General features: G+C 63.1%; 9 protein-coding genes and 1 tRNA gene. All 10 read left to right on the forward strand.

Annotated features, from left to right (window positions below; translation table 11 throughout):
• The coding region (locus HFL01S_RS24905; protein ID WP_084383521.1) for an EF-Tu C-terminal domain-related protein at positions 1-97 on the forward strand (97 nt) is incomplete at its 5' end.
• 34 nt (positions 98-131) lie between these two features.
• Positions 132-207: transfer RNA gene (locus HFL01S_RS22840), tRNA-Trp, on the forward strand.
• 152 nt (positions 208-359) lie between these two features.
• The gene (gene secE / locus HFL01S_RS22845) at positions 360-743 is read left to right on the forward strand and encodes a preprotein translocase subunit SecE (protein WP_066160545.1); all 384 of its coding nucleotides are present in this window, start codon (positions 360-362) and stop codon (positions 741-743) included.
• The gene (gene nusG, locus HFL01S_RS22850; protein WP_066263216.1) at positions 743-1,312 is read left to right on the forward strand and encodes a transcription termination/antitermination protein NusG; all 570 of its coding nucleotides are present in this window, start codon (positions 743-745) and stop codon (positions 1,310-1,312) included. Before secE ends, nusG begins: the two co-directional genes overlap by 1 nt.
• Positions 1,313-1,425: 113 nt before the next feature.
• The gene (gene rplK, locus HFL01S_RS22855; protein ID WP_066160539.1) at positions 1,426-1,857 is read left to right on the forward strand and encodes a 50S ribosomal protein L11; all 432 of its coding nucleotides are present in this window, start codon (positions 1,426-1,428) and stop codon (positions 1,855-1,857) included.
• A gap of 1 nt (position 1,858) precedes the next feature.
• On the forward strand, positions 1,859-2,554 hold the full coding sequence (gene rplA / locus HFL01S_RS22860) for a 50S ribosomal protein L1 (protein ID WP_066160536.1): 696 nt from the start codon (positions 1,859-1,861) through the stop codon (positions 2,552-2,554).
• A 248-nt stretch (positions 2,555-2,802) separates the two neighbouring features.
• Positions 2,803-3,330 (forward strand): 50S ribosomal protein L10, encoded by a 528-nt coding sequence (rplJ, locus tag HFL01S_RS22865; RefSeq protein WP_066263219.1) that lies wholly within the window; start codon positions 2,803-2,805, stop codon positions 3,328-3,330.
• Between the two features lie 41 nt (positions 3,331-3,371).
• Positions 3,372-3,749 (forward strand): 50S ribosomal protein L7/L12, encoded by a 378-nt coding sequence (gene rplL / locus HFL01S_RS22870; protein WP_066160529.1) that lies wholly within the window; start codon positions 3,372-3,374, stop codon positions 3,747-3,749.
• Between the two features lie 262 nt (positions 3,750-4,011).
• Positions 4,012-8,136, forward strand: coding sequence for a DNA-directed RNA polymerase subunit beta (gene rpoB / locus HFL01S_RS22875; protein ID WP_066263221.1), 4,125 nt, complete (start codon positions 4,012-4,014; stop codon positions 8,134-8,136).
• A gap of 26 nt (positions 8,137-8,162) precedes the next feature.
• Positions 8,163-12,377, forward strand: a complete 4,215-nt coding sequence (gene rpoC / locus HFL01S_RS22880; RefSeq protein ID WP_066263223.1) for a DNA-directed RNA polymerase subunit beta' — start codon at positions 8,163-8,165, stop codon at positions 12,375-12,377.
• The last annotated feature ends 117 nt before the right edge of the window (positions 12,378-12,494 follow it).

Genomic DNA, 12,494 nt, shown 5'->3' on the forward strand with positions numbered 1-12,494 from the left:
AATCGCCCCGATCGCCATGGAAGAAGGTCTGCGCTTTGCCATTCGCGAAGGCGGCCGCACCGTCGGCGCCGGCGTCGTGGCAAAAATCATTGCCTAACTAACCTTCCTGCTAGTCAGGATTTCAGCCAAGTAGGGGTATAGCTCAATTGGCAGAGCGTCGGTCTCCAAAACCGAAGGTTGGGGGTTCGATTCCCTCTGCCCCTGCCACCCAACAGGACCAGTGAGTCGTTCAGGGTTTTGAACCCTGTCTGTTGAGTGTCATCAGGCCCGCCGAAGTCCTCCGGACTTCTGGTGGGCTTGCGTGTCTGGGGCTTTCGGGTTCTGGCCTCGCCCACAAGTCAAGCATCTTCTGGTATCTCATGGCCACTTCCGAAGTACAAACCGTCAACACAGGTGCCGACAAGGCCAAGCTGGCGGTTGCCGTCGCCTTGCTTCTGGGTGCATTTGTCGCGTTCTACCTGTTGTCCGCGCAAGGCGCTATTGCGCAATGGGGTGCCCTGATCGTTGGCGTTCTGGCTGCGGTTGCGGTGTTCGGTGTGTCCGAGTCCGGCAAGCAGCTGGTGGCCTTCGGGCGCGATTCCTGGCGTGAAACCAAGAAGGTGGTGTGGCCGGCCCGCAAAGAAGCGATCCAGATGACGGCCTATGTGTTCGCCTTCGTTGTGGTGATGGCGCTTTTCCTCTGGCTGACCGACAAGACCCTGGAGTGGCTGTTCTACGACTTGATTCTGGGGTGGAGAAAATAATGAGCGAAAACAACAGTCTGCTGGGGACGCCGACGGAAGGCATGCGCTGGTATGTGGTGCATGCCTATTCCGGCATGGAAAAAGCCGCTGAGCGCAGCATCGTCGAGCGCATCAACCGCGAAGGCATGCAGAGCAAGTTTGGCCGCATCCTGGTCCCGACCGAAGAGGTGGTCGAGGTCAAAAACGGCCAGAAGCGCACCACTGAGCGCAAGTTCTTCCCCGGCTACGTCCTGGTGGAAATGGTGATGGACGACGAGACTTGGCACCTGGTCAAGCACACCAACAAGGTCACAGGCTTTGTCGGTGGTGCCAAGAACCGGCCCGCACCGATTTCCGAAGAGGACGTGCAGAAGATCGTCAGCCAGATGCAGGAAGGCACCGACAAACCTCGCCACAAGGTGGAGTTCGTGGTGGGCGAATACGTGCGCGTCAAGGAAGGCCCGTTCACCGACTTCAATGGCACGGTCGAAGAGGTCAACTACGAAAAGAACAAGCTGCGCGTGTCGGTGACCATTTTCGGTCGTGCCACGCCAGTCGAGCTCGAATTCAGCCAGGTCGAGAAGACCTGAATCTCTCGGTCGCAGACGGTTCCACCCGGCGCCTGCGGCTTTCGTCCTTTCCGGGTTTCAACCGCGAGGAGGTTGTCTTGATGGCAGCCGCCTGTACTCGCAGGAGCTAAAACATGGCGAAGAAAATCGTCGGCTTCATCAAGCTGCAAGTGCCAGCTGGTAAGGCCAACCCCTCCCCCCCGATCGGTCCGGCGCTGGGTCAGCGTGGTCTGAACATCATGGAGTTCTGCAAGGCGTTCAACGCCCAGACCCAGGGCGTCGAGCCCGGTCTGCCGCTGCCGGTGGTGATCACCGCCTTCGCGGACAAGAGCTTCACCTTCATCATCAAGACCCCCCCGGCGACGACCCTCATCAAGAAGGCCATCAAGCTGGACAAGGGTTCTCCGGTGCCCAACAAGCAGAAGGTCGGCAAGATCACCCGCGCTCAGCTGGAAGAAATCGCCAAGACCAAGATGAAGGACATGACCGCTGCCGACATCGACGCAGCCGTCAAGACCATCGCTGGTTCTGCCCGTTCGATGGGCGTGATCGTGGAGGGTGTGTGACATGGCCAAGCTGACCAAGAAGCAAAAAGCCTTTGAAGGCAAAGTCGACAGCAACAAGCTGTATGCCCTGACCGACGCCCTGGCGATCGTCAAGGAATGCGCCAATGCCAAGTTCGACGAGTCCATCGACGTGGCCATCCAGCTCGGCGTGGACGCCAAGAAGTCGGACCAGGTGGTGCGCGGTGCCGTCGTGATGCCCAATGGCACCGGCAAGACCAAGCGCGTGGCCGTGTTCGCCCAGGGTGCCAAGGCCGAAGAAGCCAAGGCCGCTGGCGCCGACATCGTCGGCATGGACGATCTGGCTGCCGAGGTCAAGTCCGGCAAGATGGACTTCGACGTCGTGATCGCCTCCCCCGATGCGATGCGTGTGGTCGGTACCTTGGGTCAGGTGCTGGGTCCCCGTGGCCTGATGCCCAACCCCAAGGTCGGCACCGTGACGCCCGACGTGGCCCAGGCTGTGCGCAACGCCAAAGCTGGTCAGGTGCAGTTCCGCGTTGACAAGGCTGGTATCGTGCACGGCACGATCGGCCGCCGCTCGTTCGACGCCGACAAGCTGCAGGGCAACCTGGCTGCTCTTATCGACGCGCTGAACAAGGCCAAGCCGGCCACCAGCAAGGGTGTGTACCTGCGCAAGGTGGCGGTGTCGTCGACCATGGGTGTGGGCGTCCGCGTGGACACCCAGTCCATCTCGGCGTAATCGCAAGAGATCCCCGGGGCGCCTCGGCGTACCGGGTGTGGTGGGCCCGCCCGCCGGCCGCAAGGTCAGCAGGTGGGGCCATCCAAGACCGCTGGTGTCAACGGATCCCCGGATCTGGCGACTTAATCGAAGAAAGCCAGCGCAGATGGCGATCCCGCTGCAGATGGAACCCGTGTCCCTCAACAGTTGGTCGCTGCAATGAAGCGTGTGGACGGGCGCAAGCCCCAAGCACATTGAAGGAGTAGACCTTGAGTCTGAATCGCAGTGAGAAAGAAGCGGTCATTTCCGAAGTGACCAGCCTCGCCGCAAAAGCTCAAACGCTCGTGATGGCGGAATACCGCGGCATCACGGTCGCTGCCATGGACCAACTGCGCGTGAAGGCACGCAGCAACGGTGTCAGCCTGAGTGTTCTGAAGAACACGCTGGCTCGCCGCGCTGTGGCCGGAAGCCCGTTCGAAGTGGCCGGCGACCAGATGACCGGTCCGCTGATCTACGGCTTCTCCGAAGACGCTGTGGCCGCCGCCAAGGTGGTGGCCGATTTCGCGAAGACCAACGACAAGCTGGTCATTCGCGGTGGCGTTTACGGTGGCAAAGTCCTGGATCAAAACGGCGTGAAGCAGCTCGCAAGCATCCCTTCCAAGGAAGTGCTGCTGGCCCAGCTGTGTGGCTTGCTGATGTCCCCGATCTCCCGCACCGCCGTGGTGCTGGGCGCTCTGGCGGCCAAAAAAGGCGAAGGCGCTGCCGCTCCGGCAGCCGAAGAAGCTGCTGCCGCCTGAAGGCGCAGCCAGTTCGTTTAACCAATTGTTAGGAAATCAAAATGGCATTCGATAAAGACGCATTTCTGACGGCGCTGGACAGCATGACCGTCATGGAACTCAATGACCTGGTCAAGGCCATTGAAGAGAAGTTCGGCGTGTCCGCCGCGGCCATGGCTGCTCCGGCCGCCGGTGGCGGCGGTGCTGCCGCTGCAGCCGCTGAAGAGAAGACCGAGTTCAACGTCGTGCTGACCGAAGCCGGTGCCAACAAGGTGTCCGTCATCAAGGCCGTGCGCGAAATCACCGGTCTGGGTCTGAAGGAAGCCAAGGACCTGGTCGACGGCGCTCCGAAGAACGTCAAGGAAGGCGTTGCCAAGGCCGACGCCGAAGCCGCCGTCAAGAAGCTGGTGGAAGCCGGCGCCAAGGCCGAACTCAAGTAATTCGGTTCTGGTCAGGGGCTGGAGTGCTCGAAAGGGCCTCCAGCCTTTGGTGCTTTCAGAACACCGATAAGCAGATTCGCAGAGTCTTCTTATCCGTGTCTTCTGACCCCGACTGCAGAAGACCACTTGGTCCGGACCTGCGTGCAATGCGCAGGTCGTCCGCCAACGGCAGGTAGTGGCCTGCCGCCAAGCCCGTCACCCGCCGCCTTGAGAGCGACGGTTTGGCTGATCAGTCGCCGCAGACCTCAAGCCCGGAGATCTCATGGCATCCGCATCGAAATATTCCTACACCGAACGCAAGCGCATCCGCAAGAGCTTTGGCAGCCGCGAGAATGTGCTCGCGATTCCCTACCTGCTGCAGATGCAGAAGGACGCCTATACCGCGTTCCTGCAGGCCGATACCGCGCCCAAGAAGCGCACCGCTGAAGGCCTGCAGGCCGCCTTCGAAGCCGCCTTCCCCATCGTCTCGCACAACGGTTTTGTCGAGATGAAGTTCGTCGAATACAACCTGGCCAAGCCAGCGTTCGACGTGCGCGAGTGCCAGACCCGCGGTCTGACCTTCGCCTCTGCCGTGCGCGCGCGCGTGCAGCTGATCATCTACGACCGCGAGTCTTCGACCGCACAGTCCAAAGTGGTCAAGGAAGTGAAGGAGCAAGAGGTCTACATGGGTGAAGTGCCCCTGATGACCGACAAGGGCTCCTTCATCATCAACGGCACAGAGCGTGTCATCGTGTCGCAGCTGCACCGCTCGCCGGGTGTGTTCTTCGAACACGACAAGGGCAAGACGCACAGCTCGGGCAAGCTGCTGTTCTCGGCCCGCATCATTCCCTACCGCGGCTCCTGGCTGGACTTCGAGTTCGACCCAAAGGACGTCCTGTTCTTCCGCGTCGACCGCCGCCGCAAGATGCCGGTCACCATCCTGCTCAAGGCCATCGGCCTGACGCCGGAAACCATCCTGGCGAACTTCTTCGTCAACGACCACTTCCGCCTGATGGACAGCGGCGCCCAGATGGCCTTCGTGTCCGAGCGTCTGCGCGGCGAGGTGGCCCGCTTCGACATCACCGACAAGTCGGGCAAGGTGGTGGTGGCCAAGGACAAGCGGATCACCGCGCGCCACACCCGTGAGCTGGAGCAGTCGGGCACCACGCACATCAGCGTGCCGGAAGACTTCCTGATCGGCCGCGTGGTGGCCAAGAACATCGTCGATCCGGACACCGGCGAAATCATCGCCAAGGCCAACGACGAGCTGACCGAAGCCCTGCTGAAGAAGCTGCGCTCGGCCGGTGTGCAGGAACTGCCTTGCATCTACACCAACGAGCTGGACCAGGGCGCCTACATCAGCCAGACCCTGCGCACCGACGAAACCGTCGACGAGTTCGCTGCCCGCGTGGCCATCTACCGCATGATGCGCCCCGGCGAGCCGCCGACCGAAGACGCTGTGCAGGCCCTGTTCCATCGCCTGTTCTACAACCCGGACACCTACGACCTGTCGCGCGTGGGCCGCATGAAGTTCAACGCCCGCGTGGGCCGCGACGAGGCCACCGGCCCGATGGTGCTGTCCAACGACGACATCCTGGCCGTGGTCAAGATCCTCGTGGATCTGCGCAACGGCCGCGGTGAAGTCGACGACATCGACCACCTGGGCAACCGCCGCGTGCGCTGCGTGGGCGAGCTGGCCGAGAACCAGTACCGCACCGGCCTGGCCCGCATCGAGAAGGCCGTGAAGGAGCGTCTGGGCCAGGCCGAGCAAGAGCCGCTGATGCCGCACGACCTGATCAACTCCAAGCCGATTTCCGCGGCGCTCAAGGAGTTCTTCGGTGCATCCCAGCTGTCGCAGTTCATGGACCAGACCAACCCGCTGGCCGAGATCACCCACAAGCGCCGCGTATCGGCCCTGGGCCCGGGCGGTCTGACCCGCGAACGCGCCGGCTTTGAGGTGCGCGACGTGCACGTGACCCACTACGGCCGCGTCTGCCCGATCGAAACGCCGGAAGGCCCGAACATCGGCCTGATCAACTCGCTGGCCCTATACGCCCGCCTGAACGAGTACGGGTTCATCGAAACCCCGTACCGCCGCGTGGTGGACGGCAAGGTCACGAACCAGATCGACTACCTGTCGGCCATCGAAGAAGGCAAGTACGTCATCGCCCAGGCGAACGCGACGCTGGACGCAGAAGGCCGCCTGACCGGTGACCTGATCTCTGCCCGCGAGAAGGGTGAATCCATCCTGACCCCGGCCGACACCATCCAGTACATGGACGTGTCGCCCGCGCAGATCGTCTCGGTGGCTGCTTCGCTGGTGCCCTTCCTGGAGCACGACGACGCCAACCGCGCACTGATGGGCGCCAACATGTCGCGCCAGGCCGTGCCCACGCTGCGTCCGGAAAAGCCGCTGGTCGGCACTGGCATCGAGCGCGTGGCCGCGATCGACTCCGGCACTGTGGTGACCTCGCGCCGCGGTGGCGTGGTCGACTACGTCGACGCCACCCGCATCGTGATCCGTGTCAACGACGACGAGGCCGTGGCCGGTGAAGTCGGTGTGGACATCTACAACCTGATCAAGTACCAGCGTTCCAACCAGAACACCAACATCCACCAGCGCCCCATCGTCAAGAAAGGCGACAAGCTGGCCAAGGGTGACGTGATCGCCGATGGCGCATCGACCGATCTGGGCGAGATCTCGATCGGCCAGAACATGCTGATCGCCTTCATGCCCTGGAACGGCTACAACTTCGAGGACTCGATCCTGATCAGCGAGCGCGTGGTGGCCGATGACCGCTACACCAGCATCCACATCGAGGAGCTGGTGGTGATGGCGCGCGACACCAAGCTGGGCGCCGAAGAAATTACCCGCGACATCCCGAACCTGGCCGAGCAGCAGCTCAACCGCCTGGACGACTCCGGCATCATCTACGTGGGCGCCGAAGTGCAGCCTGGCGACGTGCTGGTCGGCAAGGTCACGCCCAAGGGCGAGACCACGCTGACGCCGGAAGAGAAGCTGCTGCGCGCCATCTTCGGCGAGAAGGCGTCTGACGTGAAGGACACCTCGCTGCGTGTGGACCAGGGCTCGCAGGGCACCGTGATCGATGTGCAGGTCTTCACCCGCGAAGGCATCCAGCGCGACAAGCGCGCCCAGCAGATCATCGACGATGAGCTCAAGCGCTTCCGTCTGGACCTGAACGACCAGCTGCGCATCGTCGAGGCCGACGCCTTCGACCGTATCGAAAAGCTGCTGACCGGCAAGGTCGCCAACGGCGGCCCGAAGAAGCTGGCCAAGGGCACGAAGATCGACAAGGCCTATCTGGACGAGGTCGAGAAGTACCACTGGTTCGACATCCGCCCGGCGGAAGACGACGTGGCCGCCCAACTGGAGTCGATCAAGAACTCCATGGAGCAGACCCGCCACAGCTTCGACCTGGCCTTCGAAGAGAAGCGCAAGAAGCTCACCCAGGGTGACGAGCTGCCCGCGGGCGTGCTCAAGATGGTCAAGGTGTACCTGGCCGTCAAGCGCCGCCTGCAGCCTGGCGACAAGATGGCCGGCCGCCACGGCAACAAGGGTGTGGTCTCCAAGATCACCCCGGTGGAAGACATGCCCCACCTGGCCGACGGCACACCGGTCGACATCGTGCTGAACCCGCTGGGCGTGCCTTCGCGCATGAACATCGGTCAGGTGCTGGAAGTCCACCTGGGCTGGGCCGGCAAGGGCCTTGGCCAGCGCATCGGCGACATGCTGCAGCGCGAAGCCGCGATGTCGGAAGTGCGCGGTTTCCTGGAGCAGATCTACAACGTCACCGGCCGCAAGGAAGACCTCTCCCAGCTGTCCGACGACGAGATGCGCGTGATGGCGCAGGAGCTGACCAACGGCGTCCCGTTCGCCTCGCCCGTGTTCGACGGCGCGTCCGAGAAGGAAATCATGGACATGCTCAAGCTGGCCTACCCGGATGACATCGCCAAGGCCAAGGGCCTGACCGAGACCCGCACCCAGGCGCAGCTCTACGACGGCCGCACCGGCGAAGCCTTCGAGCGCAAGACCACCGTGGGCTACATGCACTACCTCAAGCTGCACCACCTGGTCGACGACAAGATGCACGCCCGTTCCACCGGCCCGTACTCCCTGGTCACCCAGCAGCCGTTGGGCGGCAAGGCCCAGCTCGGTGGCCAGCGTTTCGGCGAGATGGAAGTGTGGGCGCTGGAAGCCTACGGTGCTTCGTACATCCTGCAGGAAATGCTCACCGTCAAGTCCGACGACGTGCAGGGCCGCACCAAGGTGTACGAGTCCATCGTCAAAGGCGAGCACTCGATCGACGCGGGCATGCCCGAGTCGTTCAACGTGCTGGTCAAGGAAATCCGTTCGCTCGGTATCGACATCGAGCTGGACCGCTCCTGATTCACTGAAGAAAAGGAAAGCAATTCATGAAATCCTTGCTCGACCTGTTCAAGCAGTTCACGCCCGACGAACATTTCGATGCGATCCGCATCGGTCTGGCCTCGCCGGAAAAAATCCGCTCCTGGTCCTTCGGTGAAGTCAAGAAGCCCGAGACCATCAACTACCGCACGTTCAAACCCGAGCGCGACGGTCTGTTCTGCGCCAAGATCTTCGGCCCCATCAAGGACTACGAGTGCCTGTGCGGCAAGTACAAGCGCCTGAAGCACCGCGGCGTGATCTGCGAGAAGTGCGGCGTTGAAGTCACGCAGACCAAGGTGCGCCGCGAGCGCATGGGTCACATCGACCTGGCCGCGCCCTGTGCCCACATCTGGTTCCTGAAGTCGCTGCCTTCGCGTCTGGGCCTGATCCTGGACATGACGCTGCGCGACATCGAGCGCGTGCTGTACTTCGAAGCCTATGTGATCGTCGATCCGGGCATGACGCCGCTGAAGAAGTTCGCGATCATGTCGGAGGACGACTACGACGCCAAGCGCAAGGAATACGGCGACGAGTTCATCGCCAAGATGGGCGCTGAAGGCATCAAGGAACTGCTGCAGGCCATCGACCTCGACATCGAGATCGAGAAGCTGCGCAACGACCTGACCGGCTCCGAGCTGAAGATCAAGAAGAACGCCAAGCGCCTGAAGGTGCTGGAAGCCTTCAAGAAGTCCGGCATCAAGCCCGAGTGGATGGTGCTGGACGTGCTGCCTGTGCTGCCGCCGGACCTGCGTCCGCTGGTGCCGCTGGACGGCGGCCGCTTCGCGACCTCCGACCTGAACGACCTGTACCGCCGCGTCATCAACCGCAACAGCCGTCTGCGCCGTCTGCTGGAGCTGAAGGCCCCTGAAATCATCGCGCGCAACGAGAAGCGCATGCTGCAGGAAGCCGTGGACTCGCTGCTGGACAACGGCCGCCGTGGCAAGGCCATGACGGGCGCCAACAAGCGCGCCCTGAAGTCGCTGGCCGACATGATCAAGGGCAAGAGCGGCCGCTTCCGCCAGAACTTGCTGGGCAAGCGCGTCGACTACTCAGGCCGTTCCGTCATCACCGTGGGCCCAACGCTCAAGCTGCACCAGTGCGGTCTGCCCAAGCTGATGGCCCTGGAGCTGTTCAAGCCCTTCATCTTCTCGCGCCTGGAAGCCATGGGCATCGCCACCACCATCAAGGCGGCGAAGAAGGAAGTCGAATCTGGCACGCCGGTGGTGTGGGACATCCTGGAAGAGGTCATCAAGGAGCACCCGGTTCTGCTGAACCGTGCGCCCACGCTGCACCGTCTGGGCATTCAGGCGTTCGAGCCCATCCTGATCGAAGGCAAGGCCATCCAGCTGCACCCGCTCGTCTGCGCGGCCTTCAACGCCGACTTCGACGGTGACCAGATGGCCGTTCACGTGCCGCTGTCGGTGGAAGCCCAGCTGGAAGCCCGCACGCTGATGCTGGCCTCCAACAACGTGCTGTTCCCGGCCAACGGCGAACCCTCCATCGTGCCCTCGCAGGACGTGGTGCTGGGTCTGTACTACGCGACCCGCGAGCGCATCAACGGCAAGGGCGAAGGCATGATCTTCGCCGACCTGCCGGAGCTGCAGCGCGCACTGGACAACGGCGTGGTCGAAATCACCGCCAAGATCAGCGTGCGCCTGACCGAGTGGACCAAGAACAAGGAAACCGGCGAATTCGTGCCCTCCACCAAGCTGGTGGACACGACCGTGGGCCGTGCCCTGCTGTCGGAAATCCTGCCCAAGGGTCTGGCCTTCGAGGTGCTGAACAAGGCGCTGAAGAAGAAGGAAATCTCCAAGCTGATCAACGCCTCCTTCCGCAAGTGCGGTCTGAAGGAGACCGTGGTCTTCGCCGACAAGCTGCTGCAGAACGGTTTCCGCCTGGCCACCCGCGCCGGCATCTCGATCTGCGTGGACGACATGCTGGTGCCCAAGGAGAAGGCCGGTGTGATCGAACGCGCCGAAGCCGAGGTGAAGGAAATCGCCCAGCAGTACGCCTCGGGTCTGGTGACCGCTGGCGAGCGCTACAACAAGGTGGTGGACATCTGGGGCAAGGCCGGTGACGAGATCTCCAAGGTCATGATGGCCCAGCTGGCCAAGCAGAAGACCATCGACGCGTCGGGCAAGGAAGTCGACCAGGAATCGTTCAACTCGATCTACATGATGGCCGACTCCGGCGCCCGCGGTTCCGCGGCCCAGATCCGCCAGCTGGCCGGCATGCGCGGCCTGATGGCCAAGCCGGACGGCTCCATCATCGAGACCCCCATCACGGCGAACTTCCGTGAAGGTCTGAACGTGCTGCAGTACTTCATCTCCACCCACGGCGCCCGTAAGGGTCTGGCCGACACGGCGCTGAAGACCGCGAACTCCGGTTACCTGACCCGCCGTCTGGTGGACGTGACGCAGGATCTGGTGGTGAACCAGGAAGACTGCGGCACGACCAATGGCACGCTGATGCGCGCCATCGTCGAGGGCGGTGAAGTGATCGAGTCGCTGCGCGACCGAATCCTGGGCCGCACCACGGCCGAGGAAGTGATCCACCCCGAGACCCGCAAGGTGCTGATCGCTGCCGGCGTGCTGCTGGACGAAGACATGCTCGACGACCTCGAGGCCGCGGGTGTGGACGAAGTGAAGGTCCGCACGGCCCTGACCTGCGAGACCCGCTTCGGCATCTGCGCCAAGTGCTATGGCCGCGACCTGGGCCGTGGCGGTCTGGTGAACATCGGCGAAGCGGTCGGCGTGATCGCCGCCCAGTCGATTGGCGAACCCGGCACGCAGCTGACCATGCGCACCTTCCACATCGGTGGTGCAGCGTCGCGTGCGGCCGTGGCCTCCAGCGTGGAAGCCAAGTCTTCGGGCGTGATCGGCTTCAACGCCACGATGCGCTACGTGACCAACACCAAGGGCGAGCTGGTGGTGATTGCGCGTTCCGGCGAAATCATCATCCACGACGAACACGGTCGTGAGCGCGAGCGCCACAAGGTGCCCTACGGCGCCACGCTGTCGGTCAAGGCCGATCAGCAGATCAAGGCCGGCGCCATTCTGGCCAACTGGGACCCGCTGACCCGACCCATCATCACGGAATTCGCCGGTCAGGTGAAGTTCGAGAACGTGGAAGAGGGCCTGACGGTGGCCAAGCAGGTCAACGACGTGACCGGTCTGTCCTCGCTGGTGGTGATCGATCCGAAGCACCGCGGCTCTGCCAAGGTGGTGCGTCCGCTGGTCAAGCTGCTCGACGCGCAGGGCCAGGAAGTGAAGATCCCCGGCACCGACCACTCGGTGACGGTGGGCTTCCAGATCGGCGCGCTGCTGGAAGTGCGCGACGGTCAGGACGTTGGCCCCGGCCACGTGCTGGCCCGCATCCCGGTCGAAGGCCAGAAGACGCGCGACATCACCGGCGGTCTGCCGCGGGTGGCCGAGCTGTTCGAAGCCCGCTCGCCCAAGGACAAGGGCATGCTGGCCGAGATGACCGGCACGGTGTCGTTCGGCAAGGAAACCAAGGGCAAGGTCCGCCTGCAGATCACCGATCCGGAAGGCAAGGTCTGGGACGAGCTCATCCCCAAGGAAAAGAACATCCTGGTGCACGAAGGCCAGGTGGTCAACAAGGGCGAGAGCGTGGTGGACGGCCCGGCCGATCCGCAGGACATCCTGCGCCTGCTGGGCATCGAAGAGCTGTCGCGCTACATCGTCGACGAGGTGCAGGACGTCTACCGTCTGCAGGGCGTGAAGATCAACGATAAGCACATCGAGGTGATCGTTCGCCAGATGCTGCGCCGCGTGGTCGTCGACGCCGTGGGCGATTCGTCCTACATCGCCGGCGAGCAGGTCGAGCGTTCGGAGATCCTCAACACCAACGACGCCCTGCGCGCCGAAGGCAAGATCCCCGCGACCTACTCCAACGTGCTGCTGGGCATCACCAAGGCCTCGCTGTCGACCGACTCGTTCATCTCGGCCGCTTCCTTCCAGGAAACGACCCGCGTGCTCACCGAAGCCGCGATCATGGGCAAGAAGGACGAGCTGCGCGGCCTGAAGGAAAACGTCATCGTCGGTCGCCTGATCCCCGCGGGCACCGGCATGGCTTATCACGAAGCCCGCAAGGTCAAGGAAAAGATGGACGACGAAGAGCGCCGTGCCATCGCCGAGGCCGACGCGCTGTCGCTGGCCGCTGACCAGGCCGAGGCGGCCGGGTCCGGCGAAGCGTCGGAATAAGCCGGCGCCAGGACGGAACAGCCGTCCGATCCTTCAACGCCCCCGGCCGTCAGGCCGGGGGCGTTTTTCATGGGCACTCCACACCGCGGTGGACAGAGGCTTGGGCTATATTGCGCA

The organism is Hydrogenophaga flava NBRC 102514 (assembly GCF_001571145.1).
GTDB lineage: Bacteria > Pseudomonadota > Gammaproteobacteria > Burkholderiales > Burkholderiaceae_C > Hydrogenophaga > Hydrogenophaga flava.

Excerpts from the sequence above, each read along its gene's own strand:
- secE (WP_066160545.1), top strand. The coding sequence starts at position 360 with ATGGCCACTTCCGAAGTACAAACCGTCAACACAGGTGCCGACAAGGCC.
- nusG (WP_066263216.1), top strand. The coding sequence starts at position 743 with ATGAGCGAAAACAACAGTCTGCTGGGGACGCCGACGGAAGGCATGCGC.
- rplK (WP_066160539.1), top strand. The coding sequence starts at position 1,426 with ATGGCGAAGAAAATCGTCGGCTTCATCAAGCTGCAAGTGCCAGCTGGT.
- rplA (WP_066160536.1), top strand. The coding sequence starts at position 1,859 with ATGGCCAAGCTGACCAAGAAGCAAAAAGCCTTTGAAGGCAAAGTCGAC.
- rplL (WP_066160529.1), top strand. The coding sequence starts at position 3,372 with ATGGCATTCGATAAAGACGCATTTCTGACGGCGCTGGACAGCATGACC.
- rpoB (WP_066263221.1), top strand. The coding sequence starts at position 4,012 with ATGGCATCCGCATCGAAATATTCCTACACCGAACGCAAGCGCATCCGC.
- rpoC (WP_066263223.1), top strand. The coding sequence starts at position 8,163 with ATGAAATCCTTGCTCGACCTGTTCAAGCAGTTCACGCCCGACGAACAT.